Raw genomic sequence first — 17,599 nt, forward strand, 5'->3', positions numbered from 1 at the left:
GGCGGGGGTTCCAGGGGCGTCAACCGCAAAAATTGCGGAATCTTTCGTTTCGAGGGCGATTTGTGAAATTTCCTGCTGACCCTCCTGTTGATGCGTTATCACCCTGTCTCAGGGCTGTCTCTGCGCTATGCTCCACTCCATGAGGGACAGGATTCACCGCATCGGCGCCATGCCGCCGGTCCGTTTCGTATCGAGGATCAGTACGACGCAGATCGGGCTGATCGCCGCCGGCGTTGCGTTTTACACGCTTATGGCCGCGTTTCCCGCGATTGCCGCGCTGGTGGCGCTTGCGGGTCTCGTCACTGATCCGGCCAGCATCGTCGACCAGCTTCGGACAGTGACCGAGCTGATGCCCGACCAGGCGGCCGCGATCCTCCTGAACCAGGCGCAACTCGTGGCGGGCGCTCCCGACGAGGGGCTTTCGCTGACGCTCTGGCTGGGTGTCGCCTTCGCGATCTATCTTTCGACCCGGGCAACCTCGAGCCTCATTCACGGGCTCAACATGATCAACGGCAAGACCGAGGACAGAGGCGTCGTCCACTTCTGGTGCGTCGTCATCCTGCTGACCGCCGCGCTCCTCTTCGGCTCGCTTCTGCTGCTTCTCCTCATGATAGGCGTGCCGGCGGCGCTCGCCTTCCTGCGAGTGGATATCGGAACCGAGGCGCTGATCGGCTGGGTGCGTTGGGGCGTCGTGGCGGTGGTTGTCGTGGTCGGTCTGGGAGTTCTCTATCACTGGGGGCCGTCGGGGCGGCCACCGAAATGGCGGTTCCTGACACTCGGCTCGACCATCGCCACGCTTCTGTGGTTCGCGGGCTCCTACGCCTTTGCCTTCTATGTCGCCAATATCGCCCACTACAATCAGACCTTCGGAAGCCTTGGCGGGGTCATCGTTCTGCTGACCTGGCTCTGGCTGTCGGCCTATGTCGTTCTGCTGGGTGCGTTGATCGACGCGGAGATGGGAACGGGCGCCGCGAGCGCCCGAGATCAAAGCTCTCCCGTGCCCTGAAGCACGCCATGCTCCAGGGCATAGCGCGTCAGTCCGGCCGTCGAGGAAATGCCCAACTTGCGCTTGATGTTCTTCCGATGCGTTTCGACCGTGTGGATCGAGATGTTCAGGGCCTCGGCCACATCTCGGTTCGACTTGCCCTGCGCCAGTTCCAGGAGCACCGTCTGCTCGCGCGACGTCAGCGGCTCGCGCCCGTCCGAGATGCGGGGCTGGAGAGAGGCCTCGGCGCCAGTGCAGAGATACTGCTCGCCGCGCATCACCGCGTCGATCGCCGTCTTGATTTCCTCGGTCGGCACGTCCTTCAGCACATAGCCCCGCGCTCCGTGATTCAGGGCAGTCGAGATATACTCGCGGCTGTCATGCATGGTCAGGATCAGGATGCGGATATCCGGCCTTTGTTCCAGAAGCAGTTCGGTTGCCGTCAGCCCCGACATTCCGGGCATATTCAGGTCCAGCAGCACCACGTCCGGGTTCAGGCTTTCAGCCGCGGTCAGGGCCTGCCGCCCGCTCGACAGGGTTCCGACCACCTCGATATCGTCATAGGTTTCCAGAATGGCCTCGATCCCTTCGGCGACCATTGGATGATCGTCCACGATCATGACGCGCGTTCTCTGTGTCATGCGCTTTCCCTCGATGCGGTGTCGGGTCTCAACAGGTGGCTCAGAGGCACTTCGGCCTCGATCACGGTGCCCGAGGTCGAAGAAAGGATCCGCAGCGTGCCGTCAAGCTGTTCGATCCGCTCCTGCATGTTGCGCAAGCCCAGCCCGCCTGTGGTTTCGTCCAGGCGGAAGCCGTGGCCATTGTCCTGAATGCGCAGCGTCGCGCCCCGCTTGTGACCGGCGATGCGAATGGCGACGTGGGTGGCGCCGGCATGGCGCTCGATATTGGTCAGCGCCTCCTGCGCCACGCGGAAGAGCGCGATCTTGGAATCCTCGTCCAGACGGTTCCGGAAGACGACAGTCTCCAACTCAGACGTGATCCCGGTGCGCTCGCTGAACTCGTCGACCAGCGCGCGCAGGGCAGGGGCCAGCCCCAGGTCGTCCAGCGTGCCGGGGCGCAGGTCGCGGCTGATGCGGCGCACTTCCTGAATGGCGGTCGCAAGACTGTCCTGTCCCTTGCGCAGGCTTTCAGCCGCGCGCGCGTCTCCTGTCTGAAGACGGCGCTGTGCCAGGTCGAGTGCATAGCGCACGCCGACGAGGATCTGGCTGATCGAGTCGTGAAGTTCGCGTGCGACGCGACCGCGTTCCTCTTCCTGCGTGTCGATGATCCGCTGGGTAAGCTGCTTCAGCGCGGCGTCAGCAAGAACCCGTTCCCGGTGGGTGATGAGCAACCCGGTCACGAACACCAGCAGAAGTGCAGCGGCGGCGATGGCGCCAATATAGAGAAACGTTCTCTGGATGCGCATCTCGACGCCCGCCCGCGCAGCGGCGACGGTGTCCCGGATGTCGTCGATGAAGATGCCGGTGCCCAAGGCCCAGCGCCAGTCCTGGAAGCCCACGACGTACGAGATCATCTCGGCCTGTTCCCCGGTGGTGGGTTTCCACCAGAGATGGCTGTGATACCCGCCGCCAGTTCGTGCCAGCCGGATCCATTCCGAGGTGATCGGTGTATCGTTGATGTCCCGCAGGCCCAGCCAGTTCTGATTGATCAGGTGGGTCTGGCGAGGCGCGACGAGGTTGGTCCCGTCGTAATCGAACACGAAGAAATAGCCGTCCTGGCCATAGATCATCGCCGCCAGCGTCTGCATGACCTGGGTCTTTGATATCTCGTCGTCCGGCGCGGCGTTGCCATAGACCGCCCCGATCGCCGTCCGCGCGATGGAGATGTAGTTCTTCAATTCCGCACGTTTCGCCTCGATCAGCTGGGTCTCCAGAGCGTCGATCTCGCGATCGGCCAGCGCGCGCGACTGGATGGCGACAAGGGCGGCGATTGCCGAGATCGCCAGGATCAGAGGCAGGGCCGCCAGAAGAAAGAACTTCTTGCGATACCGCCTCGTCTGGCGCTGATCGATGATGTCTTTGTCCTGCGACGACATGGTTCAATACGAATCGCAGGCATGACCGGGCGGGGCAAGATATCTTTTTGCCTCCTGCTTGCGCTAACATAACCTTTTGCGCCCGTTTACCCGGCAAATCTACTCAGTTCCGGGTATTTTAATTTCTCACGCCCCCTCTATGGTCCGGCCCACTTGCATCGATCCGCCCGCCTCGGGGCGGGCTTTTCTTGAATGGGAGGAACTTACCGAATGGATCGTCGTTCATTTCTGAAAAACACTGCGATTGGCGGCTCGGCGGCTGCTGCAACCGCTCTGGCGGCTCCGGCCTACGCTCAGGGCAAGCGCACGCTTACGCTGGTCACCACCTGGGGTCGCGGCCTCGCCGGCGTGCATGACTCTGCCCAGCGTTGCGCCGACATGATCACGGCCATGACCGATGGCAACCTGACCGTAGACCTCAAGGCCGCTGGCGAACTCGTCGGCGCGTTCGAGGTCTTCGACGCCGTGACCGCAGGTCAGGCCGACATGTACCACGGCGCCGACTACTACTTCGTGGGTCAGCACCCGGGCTATGCGTTCTTCACCGCCGTTCCCTTCGGCATGACCGCGCAGGAACTGGTGAACTGGTACTACCACGATGGCGGCCACGAGCTGCATGACGAGCTGGGCCAGATCTTCGGTCTCAAGTCGTTCCTGGCCGGCAACACGGGCGCTCAGGCCGGTGGCTGGTTCGCGAAAGAGATCAACTCGCCCGAGGACTTCCAGGGCCTCAAGTTCCGTATGCCCGGCCTTGGCGGCCAGGCGCTTGGCAAGCTTGGCGCTTCGGTCCAGAACCTGCCGGGTTCGGAAGTGTACCAGGCGCTGGCATCCGGCGCGATCGACGGCACCGAGTGGATCGGTCCCTGGGCCGACGAGAAGGCCGGCTTCCAGGAGATCACCAAGATCTACTACACCGCTGGCTTCCACGAGCCGGGCGCGGGCCTGTCGCTGGCCTTCAACCGCGAAGTCTTCGAAAGCCTGACGCCGTCGCAGCAGAAGGTTTGCGAAATCGCCGCAGGCGAAGCGCACCAGCACAACCTGTCGCAGTTCCTCTCCGAGAACGGCGCGGCGCTCCAGCGCCTGCAGTCGGGCGGCGTGACCATTCGCGAATTCCCCGATGCGGTCTGGGATGCGTTCGGTGCGGCCAGCCAGCAGGTCATCGACGAGAACATCGGCGATCCGCTGTTCAAGAAGATCTACGACAGCGCCATGGTCTCCATGCGTTCGTCCTCGGGCTGGATCCAGAAGTCGACGGGCGCCTACGTCGCTCAGCGCGACCGCGTTCTGGGCTAAGCCTGACAGCACGAAAACCGGAGAGCCCCCCGCGGGGGCTCTCCGTCATGCTATTCGGACGAATTGACCGGGGAGGGGAACGTGGTCGAGGGAATCCTCTGGTTCTTCCAGAACATCGCGTTGGCGTTCTACAATTTCTTCTACGCCATTACACATCCGGGGCTCTGGCTGAACTGGTCCGACCCGCAGGCGGTAATGCGTGTCATCTACTACGGCGGTTCTGTCGAGTTCTTCTTCGTCGTGTTCACTGCCGTCCTCATCCTGACCGCCATCGGGATGTGGAAGAACAACGTGATGTGGGCCTCGGTCCGCTTCTTCGAAGGGATAGGCAACACCGTCGGCCGGTTCGCCGCATGGGCCGGCCTTCTGATGGTTCTTCAGCAGATCATCATCGTCTTCGTACAGCGCGTCTTCGCTTCGGCTGAAATCTCCTTCGGTTTCGGTCTGCCGCTGACCAAGGACATCTCCTGGTGGGCGGAAGAGCTGAAACTCTACAACGCCATCGTCGTCTGCCTCTGCGTGTCCTACACGTTCATCCAGGGCGGTCATGTGCGCGTCGACCTCGTCTACTCCGCCGTTTCCTATTCCCGGAAGAAGATCATCGACATGTTCGGCGCGGTCTTCTTCATGATCCCGGCCGCCGTTCTGACATGGATGTACGGATGGTACTTCCTCTGGCGGCACCTCGTCGTGCCGAAGCCCTCGGCCTCCGACCAGTTGGAGCAGCTTCTGAACAAGTCGCGTGCGTTCCGCTGGAATGTCGAAACCATCGGCTTCTCGCCCAACGGGTTCGACGGCTACTTCCTGTTCAAGATCCTGCTGGTTCTCTTCACCGCCCTGGTCTTCATCCAGGCGATCGCGTTCTTCTACCGCTCCTATCTGGAGTGGAAGGAAGGCCCGGAGAGCGAGGGCAAGTACCTTGACCGCGATGTTCTCGGCGATGACGAAGCCGAGTTTGTCCACGCAATCGAAGAACACCACTAAGAGGCCGTACCCATGTTGTTTGGACTTGATGGCGTCGAGATCGGCCTGCTGATCGTCTTCCTCTGCCTCTTCGGCGGAATTCTCTCCGGCTTCCCCGTGGCCTTCGCCATCGGCGGCTCCGCGGTGATCTCCTTCGGGATCATCGCCGGTCTCGACAGCGCGGGCTGGCTTATTCACCAGGCGATTGACACCGGTTCGGCGGAATACGCCGCGCTGATCGCCGAGGGCATACGGCCGGACAGCATATCCATATTCAAGTACCCCGAGTTACCGCGGATGGGCGAACCCGTCTTCCCGCAGGGATGGGAGACGGCGCTTGACCGGAACGTGTCCTTCATCGTGAACCGGATGAACGAACGCGTGCTTGCAGGCCAGTCGATCGAAACGCTGCTCGCGGTTCTGATGTTCGTCCTGATGGGCATCACGCTGGAACGCTCCAAGATCGCCAACGACCTGCTTCTCACCATGGCGCGAGTCTTCGGCCCGCTGCCGGGTGGCCTGGCCGTGTCGATCGTCGTCGTCGGTGCCTTCCTGGCCGCCTCGACCGGTATCGTCGGCGCGACCGTCGTGACCATGGGCCTTCTCGCCCTGCCGACGATGCTCCGGAACAACTACTCGCCGGAACTGGCGACGGGCGTGATCGCTGCCTCGGGTACGCTTGGGCAGATCATCCCGCCGTCCATCGTGATCGTCCTTCTGGGCACGCTGGCGGGCGACCTCTATTCCGCCGCACAGGAAGAGCGTGCCTCTTCCGTCGGATGCTCGGACGCGCTGACCTACCTTGGTGAACCCGCGGTGGTCTCGGTCGGCACGCTGTTCCAGGCGGCGCTTCTGCCGGGCATCATGCTGGCCGTGCTCTACGCGCTCTATGCCTTCGGATACGCGCTCCTGAACCCGTCCAAGGCTCCGGCCGTGGAGATGGGGGCGACGAACTCCGAGGTCATTACCCGGAACGAAGGGCTGACATGGTTCCTCGCGGTTCCGGCTGCGCTGATCGGCGGCATGATCATCCTTTCGGGCGCCGGCTTGATCGGCAGCCAGAACGTCGCCGTCGACAGCTTCTCGGCAGCGGGCGAAACGGCATCGCTGCGTACCAACGTCGGACCGGAGTGTCAGGCAGCCATGATCGAACTTCACGGCCAGGACGCCTGGGACGAAGCTGTCGAACAGCAGGCCGCGATCGACGCTGCGGGCGGTGTTGCGGAAGCCCATCAACTGACCGAAGAAGAGCGTGCGGCGCAGCTGGAAATCAACATTGCCAATGCGGCGCCGATCGGTACCGGCATCGCCATCGCGATGGTGCTCTTCGGTCTTGTGCTTTCCACCGCGCGCGGGATTTCGCCCTCGTCCGATCCGACGCCGCTCCTGATCGGCGCCGGGGGCATCCTCGCGGTGCTGGTCTTCGACGCGCTGGCAGTCTCTCCGCTGACATCGCCGGGCTTTACCTTCCTGATCATCCTCGCGCCGCTTCTCGTGGTCCTCTGGTCCTGCCGCCACGCGGTCGAGCGCCTTGGGCGGAACGAACTTCTCCGGGTGGTCTTCCCGCCGCTGGTCCTGATCGTCGCCGTGCTTGGGTCCATCCTGGGTGGCATCACCAACCCGACACCTGCGGCGGCGCTGGGGGCGGGTGGCGCGATCATGCTGGCGGCCTTCCGCAAGCTGAGGGACGAGCAGAAGTCCGGCAAACTCATCATCATGGCCAGCTTCTCGCTGGTGATCATGCTGCTGATCGGCGTCAACTTCGACCTGCGCACCCATGTCGAGGAAGTCTCCGCAGAGACATGGATCGCCTTCTTCCTCGCCCAGGCGACCTATCTCTTCGCGATGTTCGGCCTGTTCTACGCCTGCTGGACGCTCTTCCGTTCGGGGGTTCTGTCTCCGGTGGTCCGCGAGACGGCCAAGGTCACTTCGATGGTCTTCACCATCCTGATCGGCTCGCAACTTCTCAACCTCGTGGTCATCTCCTTCGGGGGCGAACACTACATTCAGGACTTCCTCAAGAGTTTCGACAACGAGTTCCAGGTGTTCCTGATCGTGATGCTGGTGCTGTTCCTGCTGGGCTTCGTGCTGGACTTCCTCGAGATCATCTACATCGTCATCCCGATCGTGGGTCCCGTCATCTATGGCGGCACCTTCGATCCGAAATGGGTGACGATCATGATCGCGGTGAACCTGCAGACATCCTTCCTGACGCCGCCCTTCGGCTTCGCGCTGTTCTATCTCAGGGGTGTGGCGCCACCAGAAGTGACGACCCGTCATATCTATCGGGGTATTGTTCCCTTCGTGCTGATCCAGGTCGTCGGGCTTGCACTCCTGTGGTTCTTCCCATGGGTCGTGACCATCGTTCCTGATCTCATGCCGAATTGACGCTTCGGCTGACGCTCGAACCATATGAAAGCTGCGGCCCGCTGAAACGCGGGCTGCCGGCACATATTGTGGAGCAGGCGCTTGGCCACCAGGTCGAAAAGTTCCGCAAAACACCCCTGGCTTCGCACCCAACTCTGGATGTCGGCCCGGGGCTTCTGCATGTCGGCTTCGATGGAGCGGGCGGTTGCAACGGTGTCGAGCTGTTTCCCGAGACCGGCGCGTCGCTGAAGCTGTCGGGAGAGGAATTGCTCCTCGACGATGGCAAGGCACTTGTGGCGGCGCTCGTCCGTCTCGGCCTGCACTGGGAGGTCGACAGCTACGGCATCCACGTCCCCATGCTGGGGATCGCGACCTTTCATCACGACTTCGACTGGAGCGGTGGAAAGACCGGTATCGAGACGCTGTTTGTCAGCCTCGATCCCGATTTCGTTCCTTAACCGACCGCGCGCCCTTGCCATACGTTTTGCCGACGCTTTGCATACGGTTTTCCGACAAGTGGCCGTCCCTCTAAGGTTGAGCAAAAAATGACATGATAACAGAGGATTATAGTCCGAAGCTAAGAAACCAAAAGGCCGCTAGGTTGGCGGCCTTTCACCCCTTCTTAACCCTATCGAACGCTACTTCGTCGGACGCGTATCCGGCAGATTGATCCGGGCCACTTGCTCGGCGATGGGATCGGTCGAAAGGGGATGCATCTCGGAGCGATGCCGGTCCGGATCTCCGATGTCCTGCCACTGCCCGCCGACATAGATTTCCAGCGCCGAAAACTTGGCCTTGTACCCCATCTTCGACGACCCGGGCACCCAATAGCCCAGGTAGACATAGGGCAGGCCCGCATCCTTCGCGATCTGGATGTGGTCCAGGATGACCTGAGTCCCAAGGCTCGCAGCCGTATCGTCGGGGTCATAGAACGAATAGACCATGCTCAGCCCGTCATCGAGAACGTCGGTCAGGCAGACCGCCGCCAGTTCCTTGCGTCCACGGTCAATTCTTCGCGAATATTCCACCACGCGGCTGCGGATCGGGGTCTCTTCGATCATTGCGGCGAACTCGAAAATGTCCATGTCGGCCATGCCGCCATCAGCATGACGACTGTCCAGGTAGGCCCGGAACAGTGCGTATTGCTCCTCGGTCGCCCAGGGCGATGTCGCCTCGCGTACCAGGTGGTCATTGCGCTTCATGGTCCGCCGCTGGCTGCGGGATGGCTTGAAGTCCGCCACCCGGATTCGGGCCGAAAGACAGGCCGAGCATTCCGCGCAGGACGGCCGGTACAGCACGTTCTGCGAGCGGCGAAAGCCTTGTTTTGAAAGTGAATTGTTCAGCTGTTCGGCAAATTCGCCTTGCAGTGCGGTAAACAGCTTCCGCTCCATCCGGTCGTCAAGATACGGACAGGGCTGAGGAGCCGTCACATAGAACTGGGGCGCGATGGGCAGCGTGTGGCGCATGTGTCAGACTGAAGGTCTTCGTCCTTTGGTTGCGCCACACGTTAACAATACCAAATGCTTCCGCCAATCCCCAATTCCGGCACGATCAATCGATTGGTCGATTGATGGCTGCGGTTCCGAGTATCAGGTCGGTCAGCCCCTGTTTTCTCTCGGTCATCAGCATCAGGGCGATCGAGATGAGTTGCAGCGGGAAGGTCACGACCGAGAACGTGTAACCGGCCGTATGCAGAAGCGCGGTAGTGCCGTCGAACGGAGAGCCGTCCTGACGGCGGAGTTCTATCGACACAAGGCGCATGCCCGGCGTGGCGGAACTGCCGGCGATGCTGATCCAGCGATAGAGAAATCCCACGGTCAGCCAGACCAGAGGCAGGATCAGCAGCGCGGTGAAGATCGAAAGAAGCGTCAGCAGGAAGACGAAGAGCCCGATGATGATCGAGTCCACGATCCAGGCGATCAGGCGCTTGGTGGGCACGTCGTCATAGAATTCCGCTTGGCTATGAGGGTCGGGAAGGCCCCAAGCGCGGCTGGAATGGGCGGGGTGCGTCATGGTCACGGTCTTTGTCCTTGGTCGGGAAGGGTTCGGCGGCCCCGCTCATCGGGACCGCCACCGGCGGGGAGGGAGCCGGTTGATCAGGCAGGCTGCGCGTCACCGTCGACGTCCGACTGCGACTTCTTCCGTGAGCGTTCGTCCATGAACTGGTCGAATTCGGCCTTGTCCTTGGCGTCCCGCAGGCGGTTCAGGAAGGCCTCGAAGGCGTCCTGTTCCTCTTCAAGACGGCGAAGGGTGTCGGCCTTGTAGGCGTCGAAAGCCGAGTTGCCGCTGGACTTGAAGGCGGTATGGGCGTGGCGGGTGCGCGCGGCGCACGATCCGTTAAACATGCGTTTGCTCCAGATCATGTAAGCAAGAAGGGCAAGGCCGATGGGCCAGAAGACGATGAAGCCGACTACCATCGCGGCGATCCAGGCCCCTTTGCCGCGCTCGTCGAGCCAGAGCTCGCTGCGGCGAAGCCAGTTACCGCGGTGCATCGGTGCGGCGTCCAGGGTTGCGGAGGTCATCAGGGTTTCCTTCTCCGTTTTCGAGTTAATGTGAATTGCTTTCACATCACCGATATCGGAAGCCGGAAGCCGGCATTCAATGCCTTATGTGAAAGAATTTTACATTTTTTTGGGAAGTCTTTTAAAATCAATCAGCTAGAGCATCCCGGCCCGGTATCCACGCTTGCCAGAGGCAGGTTATCAAGGCGCTGCGCCTCTTCCGGATCGATCAGTCCCGCCTTCTGCATGGCGACCAGAAGCGTGGCAACCCTGTCCCGCAAAGCCGCGCGGTCCCGCAGATAGAAGCTGGGCGACCGGGGAAGCGCCGCCAGCGCAAGCCAAACGGTGTCGTCTGCCTTTTCGGGCGACAGGCGCGCCAGTCCTCCGGCCGCTTCGCGGTAGCCGTAGCAATTGCGTCCGAAGTAGACCAAGGCCGCATAGGCGCGCGCAATATCCGTCGGAGACATGGATTCGGAGAGGTAGGTTGCCAGCGCTGTCTCGGCCTCCTGCCGCTGCAGAGACGGCATCGCGCCCAGATGCAGACGCGCCAGTTGCTTTGTCAGGTTGCTGGTCTCGGGGCTTCGCCTCAGGTGAGCGGGGTCCTCGGCTGCGATCAGCGCCTTCAGAAGCATCTCCGGAACAGTTCCGGGCTCAATGGCCCCGATCTCGGCGGCGGTCGCGCGAAGTTGGCCCAGAGCCTTCTCGCTCAACCGGGATTGCGCGACGGCAGGAAGCGTACTGACGCCAAGGGCAAGGACGAATGCGATGATCCGGGTCATTGGGTGAACCTCTCTGCACGGGCGGCTGCGACCTTCATCAGGTCTGTGGGCGCTATGGGGAAGATGTGCCGCGGCGTTCCGCCGGCGGCAAAGACGGTGTCGAATTCCAGAAGTTTCGGATCGAAATAGGCAATGGGCGGCGTCAGGTGCCCGACCGGGGCCACTCCGCCAATGGCAAAGCCGGTGACCTCGCGGACGAAGCCCGGGTCGGCACGCCCCAGCGGTTCCCCCGCACAGATGGAAGCCATTACAGGGTCCACCTTGTTGCCGCCTGCTGTGATGAACAAATGCACCGTTCCGGTCGTTTCGCCCCTGAAGATGATGGATTTGGCGATCTGGTCGAGCGCACAGCCAGCCGCGCGCGCCGCCTCGGCCGCGGTCCGCGTGCTGTCGGGCATTTCCATCATCCCGGCTTCGATCCCGGCGGACCGCAGCGCTTCCGCCACCCGCTTGAGGCTTTTGCTCATACCACCCACGCCACGTTTCTTCTTGTGACTCACCTGTTACCGCGAATTTGTCGCGCTGTCAGGGTGATTGAACTTTCCGGCATTCCTGTCTTTGCTGACCCCATGAGACTCGCCAGCCGCATCACCCGCCAGCCGATCCCGTTCGAACCCGACCGCGGACGCGAGGCGTTGCGGTATTTGCCCGGCCAACCGCCAGAGATCGCGGGCCTGCTGGAAGGAACCGCGGGCAGTTCGCCTTTCCTTGACGGCATCATGCAGCGGGACGCCGCTTGGCTGGAAGACGCTTTGATGCGGTCCCCGGAGGTTGTTCGCGACGAATTGCTGACCCACGCGCGCGAGGCTGAAGACCGCGATCTCCCCACCGAGCTCAGGTTTCTGAAGCGGCGCATGGCCCTTCTGATTGCGCTGATGGACCTTGGAGGAGTGTGGTCCCTGGAGGAGGTCACCGGCGCCCTGACCGCGCTTGCCGATCTCGCCACGGACCGGGCGCTGAAATCCGCCATCGCGGCCGAGATCCGGCGCGGGAAACTCCCTGGGCAGGGCGAGGACGACGTCTTGGTCGCCGGTGGCCTCGCTGTGCTGGCCATGGGCAAGATGGGGGCGTTCGAGCTGAATTATTCGTCTGACATCGACCTGATCTGTCTGTTCGACGAAACCCGCTTCGCTCCAGAGGACTATGCCGCAGCCCGCGCATCGTTCGTCCGGGCCGTCCGCCGGATGACGCAGACACTGAGCGAACGCACCGCCGAAGGTTATGTCTTCCGCACCGACTTGCGCCTGCGTCCCGACGCGTCGGTCACTCCGGTAGCATTGTCGATGGAGGCGGCCGAGCGATACTACGAAAGCCTGGGGCGCACCTGGGAGCGCGCCGCCTACATCAAGGCGCGCGCCTGCGCCGGGGACATCGGGGCCGGCGAACGGTTCATCGAGGCTCTACGGCCATTCATCTGGCGGCGCCATCTCGACTTCGCCGCCATCCAGGATGCGCATGACATGCGGTTGCGGATCCGCGATCACAAGGGGCTCCATCGTGCACCCTCACATCTCGGACACGACCTCAAGCTTGGCGAGGGCGGTATCCGCGAAATCGAGTTCTTCACCCAGACACGACAGATCATCGCGGGCGGCCGGGACCCGGACCTGCGGGTGTCAGGCACCGTGGAAGGGCTGAAAGTCCTGGCCACCAAAGGCTGGATCGGAGACGACGAGGCGCGGACGCTGATCGATGATTACCGGGCTCACAGAGAAGCCGAACACCGGGTGCAGATGATCGCGGACCAGCAGACCCACATGCTACCCTCGACCGAGGACGAGTTCCGCCGCCTGGCCTGCCTCGCCGGACGCGATCCCGGCGAGTATGCCGTCGAGATCACCGAACGACTGAGGCGCGTCAGCCGTCTGACGCAGCAGTTTTTCGCGCCGGGCGGGACGGGAAAACGCGAAGGGCCGCCCGAGCGGTTCCGCGAGACCATCGAGCGATGGCAGGGGTATCCCGCGCTACGCTCCTCACGCGCAGTTCAGATCTTCGAGCGCGTCCAGCCACAGTTGATCGCACGACTGGAAAAAGCGGCGCGTCCCGAAGAAGCGATGGCGCATCTCGATGGCTTCCTTGCCGGTCTGCCGGCAGGGGTGCAGCTCTTCTCGCTGTTCGAGGCAAATCCCCAGCTTCTGGACCTTGTGGTCGATATCGTCGACACGGCGCCGGCGCTTGGGCAGTACCTGTCCCGAAACGCGGCTGTCTTCGATGCGGTGATCGGCGGCGATTTCTTCTCGGATTGGCCGGGACAGGCTGCGCTGACAAACATGCTGACGGCCGCGCTTTCCGAGGAAGGGGACTATGAGAAGCAGCTTGACCGGGCGCGTGTCTGGGCGCGGGAGTGGCGGTTCCGGGCTGGCGTTCACCATCTGCGGGGCCTCACTGACGCCGAGCGTGCTGGACTCGAATACGCGCAGGTTGCCAGTGCCACCGTCGAGGCGCTCTGGCCGGTGGTGGTGGCGTCCTTTTCCGAGAAACACGGGCCGCCGCCCGGACGCGGCGCTGCGGTTCTCGGCATGGGGTCTCTCGGCGCCGAGCGGCTGAACGCTGCATCGGACCTGGACCTGATCGTGATCTACGACGGCGGCAATGCCGAGATGTCCGACGGCCGCCGTCCGCTGGCAACACGTGCCTATTATGCCCGGCTGACACAGGCGCTGGTGACGGCACTTTCCGCACCCACGGCCGAGGGCAGGCTCTACGAGGTGGACATGCGACTTCGTCCCTCGGGTCGGCAGGGGCCGGTTGCGACGTCGCTGGCCTCGTTCCGCGCCTACCAGTCGGAAGAGGCATGGACATGGGAGCACCTCGCGCTTACCCGCGCGCGGCCCGTCGCCGGGAATTCTGAGGTCGCAGAGGAGATCGAGGCGTTTCGCCGCGAGTTGCTGGCGCGTCCAAAGGATCGAGCCAAGGTACTGAAAGACGTCGCGGACATGCGCGCGCGTCTGGCCGAAGCGCGCCCCGGCGGCCTTCCTCTGGACGCCAAGGCAGGCCCTGGCCGGTTGCAGGATATCGAACTCTTTGCCGAGACCGGAGCCCTTTTGAACGGCAGCCCCGAGCGCCACATCGCCGATCAGGTCGCGGCTGCGGTCGCTGCATTCGATCTCTCTCCCGATGAAACAAGTCTGCTGACCGAAGCCGTGGCGTTGTTCTGGCGTGTGCAGGCTGCGGCCCGGCTGGTTGCGGGAGAAGGATCGGTCAAGTCCGAGACCACGGGTGCGGGGGCCAGCTCGTTTCTCTTGCGGGAAACCGGAGACGCAACGGTCGAAGCGCTGGAGGGTCGTCTTACCGATCTCTCCGCCCGGATCGCCGGTCTGATCGCGAAACATGTTGGAAGTTGACACCGATCGCCCTAATGTCCGCGCCTGAAACAGGAAAAGGCCGGTTGCATGGCGCGCGTGACGGACAGTATCGATCCCAAGGGGCTGATCTATGAAAGCTACCGGATCGAGGGCATCGGAGACGCCGAGTGCCGAAGCATCTTCCTCGACTGGGCCATTTCGGTTCCTGTCGGTGAAGACAGTTGCGCGATGGTCCGACATCTCCTTCTGCGCTACGGGGGCGACAATCCCGACCACCCGATGACGAGTGTCCTGCAGGACGCCCTGGGACCCCAGACAGGCGGTGTCCGAAGAGGCGGAGCCAGAGGGCGGCGTACGGGTAACGCCTGACAGCTCGGTCGCTTCTCACCGGATCAATGGTCGCCTGACAGCCTTAAGGCGTGCGATCTCGCACCTGTCGATGCCGGAATCGCGCCGCTGTGGCTCGGTCAGATCAAGCGGGCCGGGCCCGTTTGCGACCAGACGTTTCAGCGCGCCTCCAAGGTATGAGAAAATGTTACGCCCACGCGTCTTCGGAAGGCTTGAATTGATAAGGCGTCTTGCATGGTCCATCCTGTCCTCCAGTTTTCTTGAAGCCCGTAAAGTCTGCCTTGCCGGACCAGGTCTCGACAAATGCCTTTCCTTGACAGCCGATGTTCCAAAAAGTCACAACGTTGCATGCCGAGAACTCTGCCGCCCCTGAACCCGCTGCGCGCCTTCGAGGCCGCTGGACGGCTTGGCAGCTTCACGCGCGCCGCCGAAGAGTTGAACGTTTCCCATTCGGCTGTCTCCCGCCATGTCCGTGGGCTGGAGCACCGTCTCAACGTGCATCTTTTCAGAAACGGTCCGACCGGAGTCACGCTGACCGATCAGGGTCGCGCCTATCTGGCGGAGGTGACTCCCGCGCTGGATCGTATCGCGCTGGCCACCGAGGCACTGACCGAGCCGGCGTCAGGCGTAGTGACGATGACAACAGAAACGACTGTCGCTCAGAAATGGCTGATCCCCCGATTGCCAAATCTGAAAGCGCGCCATCCCGAGATCGATCTCCGGCTTTCGGTTTCGACCGAACTGATGGATATCGAAGCCCATGATTTCGATCTGGGTCTCCGGTACCTGCGAACAGAACCGCCCGATGCACACGAGCTCCTGTTCCCCAGCGCGGTCTGTGCCTTTGCCGCGCCGGGCTTTGCGGGGATCGAGAACGGCTCCGTCGACCTTGCTGCCCTGGCACGTGGGCCTTTGATCGAAGAGGCAACGTTCCGGCTCTGGCCGGAGTGGTTCAGGACTGCCGGCCTGGTCGATCTTCCCGACCTGCATCTGCCGCATCCCTTGAGCGCGATACTGGCGATCCAGTCTGCGGTGGCCGGTTTGGGGGCCGTTCTTATGGATCGGCGTCTGTGCGAACCCGAGGTGGCCTCGGGCGCATTGGTGCGCTTGACCGAAGCCGAGCTTCTCTTTGGAGGTTATTTCCTTGCCACCAACGCCCGAGCGGGGCGGCGCAAGGCCGTCCGGGCCGTGCGGCGTTGGATGCGAGAGCAGGCTCAGGGCGACGTCAGGCCGTCAGAACCGGCCTGACGTTAACAAGCTCAGCGGCGCTTGCGGAAAGACGCGTCAGGCGTCCCGGTGAAGCAGCCCATCACATGGGGATAGGTCTCGGTCACGACGTAGCCGTAAACACCGTCCTGCACCATGCCGTTGCACTGATCGAGATCGCCCGAGCCGGCGATATACTCCCAGTCGTCGATGAAGGTGCCGTCATAAGCGCCACCCGGGCCACCCGGGCGCGTGCCTGATTTCAGCCGATAGCTCGTCGTCGCGCGGCGCACCTTGTCACCGTCCTGGATATAGCTGCCGAAGATGGGGAACCCGTCCGCTGCGAATCCGATAACCGGTGACGGCCCGGTCGCGTTGTCCTGCTCGAACAATGCCATAGGGTTGCCGTGATAATGGTAGGTGCCGTCCGGCTGGGTATGCGCATTGTGCTCGTCCGCGCCAAACCCGCCTCCGGGTCCCATGGGATCATACCGGTAGGGAGAACTCATGTCGAAACAGCCGATCTTCCCATTGCCGACGCCGTAGCATCCGGCCGCCATGAGGTCCAACTTGACCCCGTTCAGGAAGATTGCGTTGTCATACTGCAGCGAAAGCGGCGTCGGAGAGGACGCCGCCTTGGGGTTTGTCGTCACCGTGTACGTCAGGTCCTGTTCGCTGAATGGTGTTGCGAAGCGGCCCGTCGCATTGAAATCGTGGTTGGGCACGGAATTGGAGACGATCGTGCATTCACTGCCGCTGTGCGTGATTTCGACTGCGGCGGTGAAATCTCTGCGGTTCTGAACGTCGGTGGCGCTTGCCGAATGCGTTGCCACGTAATCTGCGCAACTGGCCGAGCGGTCCGTCAGGATCTCGGCAGTCATGTCATGGGCGCTGGCAGCCCCCGACTGCATCGCAAGCCCTCCGCAAAGAGCCATTACAAGTCGGTTTGCGAACCGGATCCGGTTCGGCCTTTGAACATTTTTTGTCACAGAATGTACCTCGTTTTTGAATGTTCCGGGACTTTAACGGTTCAGCCAGAGATTTCCGTCGGCCGAGATTGAAAAAATCGATTAAAAATTTCTTATGAAAAACTGGGTTCTATCGCGCCAGTCCCGCGGCCTCGCGGGCCAGCTTCTCGATCCCGGCCCAGTCACGGGCATCGATCAGATGCTGCGGCGCCACCCATGATCCACCAACGCAGAGGATGTTCGGCAACTTCAGGTAGTCAGGTGCCTTCGTCAGCGTGATCCCTCCGGTCGGACAGAAGCTGATCTGGGGCAAGGGACCGGCCAGCGACTTGATCGTCGGCACGCCGCCCGCCGCTTCGGCGGGAAAGAACTTCTGCACGGTGTAGCCCCGTTCCAGAAGACGCATCGCTTCACTCGACGTGACGGCGCCGGGAAGCATCGGCAGGTCTGCGGCTTCCGCGGCATCCAGAAGCCGGTCGGTCGAACCCGGCGAGACGCCGAAGCGCGCGCCGGCGTCCTTCGCTTCCGTGACGTCGTCCGGCGTCAGCAGCGTGCCTGCGCCGACAACGCCGCCTTCGACTTTTGCCATCTCGCGGATCGCGTCCAACGCGGCAGGCGTGCGGAGAGTCACTTCGAGCGCCGGGAGCCCTCCGGCCACCAGCGCCCGCGCGAGGTCGCCGGCGATGGCGGCGTCGTGGATCACGAGTACCGGTATCACCGGGGCAAGTCTGCAAATCTCGGCGGATTTCTTGCTGGCGTCTTCGGGTGTCATCTTCTTGGTTCCTTTGTCCGGAAAAGGCGTCGCCTGTTTCTCGGGCGCGCCGTTCA

17 protein-coding genes are annotated in these 17,599 nt (G+C 62.6%); 8 read left to right on the forward strand and 9 right to left on the reverse strand.

The genetic code is table 11. From position 1 onward, the window contains the following. Positions 1-139 precede the first annotated feature (139 nt). Positions 140-1,006, forward strand: coding sequence for a YihY/virulence factor BrkB family protein (locus ACKLNI_RS09655; protein WP_413718853.1), 867 nt, complete (start codon positions 140-142; stop codon positions 1,004-1,006). On the opposite strand, the gene ACKLNI_RS09660 is transcribed toward ACKLNI_RS09655, so the two are convergent. Then, positions 985-1,626, reverse strand: a complete 642-nt coding sequence (locus ACKLNI_RS09660; RefSeq protein WP_413718854.1) for a response regulator transcription factor — start codon at positions 1,624-1,626, stop codon at positions 985-987. The two genes, ACKLNI_RS09655 and ACKLNI_RS09660, sit on opposite strands and share 22 nt — an antisense overlap. Further along, positions 1,623-3,041, reverse strand: a complete 1,419-nt coding sequence (locus ACKLNI_RS09665; RefSeq protein WP_413718855.1) for a cache domain-containing protein — start codon at positions 3,039-3,041, stop codon at positions 1,623-1,625. The genes ACKLNI_RS09660 and ACKLNI_RS09665 overlap by 4 nt, the downstream gene beginning before the upstream one ends. 210 nt (positions 3,042-3,251) lie before the next feature. Here ACKLNI_RS09665 and ACKLNI_RS09670 point away from each other — a divergent pair, with 210 nt between their 5' ends. The 4 genes from ACKLNI_RS09670 (at position 3,252) to ACKLNI_RS09685 (ending at position 8,122) form a co-directional block, all read left to right on the forward strand. Further along, positions 3,252-4,334: a TRAP transporter substrate-binding protein gene (locus ACKLNI_RS09670; RefSeq protein WP_413718856.1), complete on the forward strand. Its 1,083-nt coding sequence runs from the start codon at positions 3,252-3,254 to the stop codon at positions 4,332-4,334. 81 nt (positions 4,335-4,415) lie between these two features. Beyond that, complete coding sequence (locus tag ACKLNI_RS09675) at positions 4,416-5,318, forward strand: TRAP transporter small permease subunit (RefSeq protein ID WP_413718857.1); 903 nt, start codon at positions 4,416-4,418, stop codon at positions 5,316-5,318. Between the two features lie 12 nt (positions 5,319-5,330). After that, entirely contained in the window at positions 5,331-7,685 is a 2,355-nt protein-coding gene (locus ACKLNI_RS09680; RefSeq protein ID WP_413718858.1) for a TRAP transporter large permease, read from the forward strand. Continuing rightward, the gene (locus tag ACKLNI_RS09685; RefSeq protein WP_413718859.1) at positions 7,682-8,122 is read left to right on the forward strand and encodes a hypothetical protein; all 441 of its coding nucleotides are present in this window, start codon (positions 7,682-7,684) and stop codon (positions 8,120-8,122) included. The genes ACKLNI_RS09680 and ACKLNI_RS09685 overlap by 4 nt, the downstream gene beginning before the upstream one ends. Before the next feature lie 180 nt (positions 8,123-8,302). On the opposite strand, the gene ACKLNI_RS09690 is transcribed toward ACKLNI_RS09685, so the two are convergent. The 5 genes from ACKLNI_RS09690 to ACKLNI_RS09710 all read right to left on the reverse strand — a co-directional run bounded on the left by ACKLNI_RS09690 (position 8,303) and on the right by ACKLNI_RS09710 (position 11,411). Continuing rightward, entirely contained in the window at positions 8,303-9,130 is an 828-nt protein-coding gene (locus tag ACKLNI_RS09690) for an arginyltransferase (protein WP_413718860.1), read from the reverse strand. A gap of 85 nt (positions 9,131-9,215) precedes the next feature. Next, positions 9,216-9,677 carry an RDD family protein gene (locus tag ACKLNI_RS09695; protein ID WP_413718953.1) on the reverse strand — a complete coding sequence of 154 codons (462 nt, stop codon included), beginning with the start codon at positions 9,675-9,677 and terminating at the stop codon, positions 9,216-9,218. A gap of 83 nt (positions 9,678-9,760) precedes the next feature. Beyond that, a complete protein-coding gene (locus tag ACKLNI_RS09700; protein ID WP_413718861.1) occupies positions 9,761-10,186 on the reverse strand; it encodes a DUF2852 domain-containing protein in 426 nt (141 codons plus the stop codon). 131 nt (positions 10,187-10,317) lie between these two features. After that, a complete protein-coding gene (locus tag ACKLNI_RS09705; RefSeq protein WP_413718862.1) occupies positions 10,318-10,944 on the reverse strand; it encodes a transglycosylase domain-containing protein in 627 nt (208 codons plus the stop codon). Next, entirely contained in the window at positions 10,941-11,411 is a 471-nt protein-coding gene (locus tag ACKLNI_RS09710; RefSeq protein WP_413718863.1) for a YbaK/EbsC family protein, read from the reverse strand. Before ACKLNI_RS09710 ends, ACKLNI_RS09705 begins: the two co-directional genes overlap by 4 nt. 102 nt (positions 11,412-11,513) lie before the next feature. Between ACKLNI_RS09710 and ACKLNI_RS09715 the strand changes: the two genes are divergently transcribed. The 3 genes from ACKLNI_RS09715 to ACKLNI_RS09725 all read left to right on the forward strand — a co-directional run bounded on the left by ACKLNI_RS09715 (position 11,514) and on the right by ACKLNI_RS09725 (position 15,845). Further along, entirely contained in the window at positions 11,514-14,288 is a 2,775-nt protein-coding gene (locus tag ACKLNI_RS09715) for a [protein-PII] uridylyltransferase family protein (RefSeq protein WP_413718864.1), read from the forward strand. A 48-nt stretch (positions 14,289-14,336) separates the two neighbouring features. Next, positions 14,337-14,618: a hypothetical protein gene (locus ACKLNI_RS09720; protein ID WP_413718865.1), complete on the forward strand. Its 282-nt coding sequence runs from the start codon at positions 14,337-14,339 to the stop codon at positions 14,616-14,618. A gap of 327 nt (positions 14,619-14,945) precedes the next feature. After that, positions 14,946-15,845, forward strand: a complete 900-nt coding sequence (locus ACKLNI_RS09725; RefSeq protein ID WP_413718866.1) for a LysR substrate-binding domain-containing protein — start codon at positions 14,946-14,948, stop codon at positions 15,843-15,845. 11 nt (positions 15,846-15,856) lie between these two features. Here ACKLNI_RS09725 and ACKLNI_RS09730 read toward each other — a convergent pair whose 3' ends face one another. Both ACKLNI_RS09730 and eda read right to left on the reverse strand, forming a co-directional pair. Then, positions 15,857-16,738, reverse strand: a complete 882-nt coding sequence (locus ACKLNI_RS09730) for a YHYH protein (protein ID WP_413718867.1) — start codon at positions 16,736-16,738, stop codon at positions 15,857-15,859. 163 nt (positions 16,739-16,901) lie between these two features. Further along, a complete protein-coding gene (gene eda / locus ACKLNI_RS09735) occupies positions 16,902-17,543 on the reverse strand; it encodes a bifunctional 4-hydroxy-2-oxoglutarate aldolase/2-dehydro-3-deoxy-phosphogluconate aldolase (RefSeq protein WP_413718954.1) in 642 nt (213 codons plus the stop codon). Between the last annotated feature and the right edge of the window lie 56 nt (positions 17,544-17,599).

Origin of the sequence: Silicimonas lutimaris (assembly GCF_047314965.1) — a bacterium.
In the GTDB taxonomy this organism is placed as follows: Bacteria; Pseudomonadota; Alphaproteobacteria; order Rhodobacterales; family Rhodobacteraceae; genus JAVJUV01.

Bases quoted from the DNA above. Each gene is read 5' to 3' on its own strand.
- ACKLNI_RS09655 (WP_413718853.1), top strand. From the start codon at position 140: ATGAGGGACAGGATTCACCGCATCGGCGCCATGCCGCCGGTCCGTTTC.
- ACKLNI_RS09660 (WP_413718854.1), bottom strand. From the start codon at position 1,626: ATGACACAGAGAACGCGCGTCATGATCGTGGACGATCATCCAATGGTC.
- ACKLNI_RS09665 (WP_413718855.1), bottom strand. From the start codon at position 3,041: ATGTCGTCGCAGGACAAAGACATCATCGATCAGCGCCAGACGAGGCGG.
- ACKLNI_RS09670 (WP_413718856.1), top strand. From the start codon at position 3,252: ATGGATCGTCGTTCATTTCTGAAAAACACTGCGATTGGCGGCTCGGCG.
- ACKLNI_RS09680 (WP_413718858.1), top strand. From the start codon at position 5,331: ATGTTGTTTGGACTTGATGGCGTCGAGATCGGCCTGCTGATCGTCTTC.
- ACKLNI_RS09690 (WP_413718860.1), bottom strand. From the start codon at position 9,130: ATGCGCCACACGCTGCCCATCGCGCCCCAGTTCTATGTGACGGCTCCT.
- ACKLNI_RS09695 (WP_413718953.1), bottom strand. From the start codon at position 9,677: ATGACGCACCCCGCCCATTCCAGCCGCGCTTGGGGCCTTCCCGACCCT.
- ACKLNI_RS09700 (WP_413718861.1), bottom strand. From the start codon at position 10,186: ATGACCTCCGCAACCCTGGACGCCGCACCGATGCACCGCGGTAACTGG.
- ACKLNI_RS09705 (WP_413718862.1), bottom strand. From the start codon at position 10,944: ATGACCCGGATCATCGCATTCGTCCTTGCCCTTGGCGTCAGTACGCTT.
- ACKLNI_RS09710 (WP_413718863.1), bottom strand. From the start codon at position 11,411: ATGAGCAAAAGCCTCAAGCGGGTGGCGGAAGCGCTGCGGTCCGCCGGG.
- ACKLNI_RS09715 (WP_413718864.1), top strand. From the start codon at position 11,514: ATGAGACTCGCCAGCCGCATCACCCGCCAGCCGATCCCGTTCGAACCC.
- ACKLNI_RS09720 (WP_413718865.1), top strand. From the start codon at position 14,337: ATGGCGCGCGTGACGGACAGTATCGATCCCAAGGGGCTGATCTATGAA.
- ACKLNI_RS09725 (WP_413718866.1), top strand. From the start codon at position 14,946: ATGCCGAGAACTCTGCCGCCCCTGAACCCGCTGCGCGCCTTCGAGGCC.
- ACKLNI_RS09730 (WP_413718867.1), bottom strand. From the start codon at position 16,738: ATGGCTCTTTGCGGAGGGCTTGCGATGCAGTCGGGGGCTGCCAGCGCC.
- eda (WP_413718954.1), bottom strand. From the start codon at position 17,543: ATGACACCCGAAGACGCCAGCAAGAAATCCGCCGAGATTTGCAGACTT.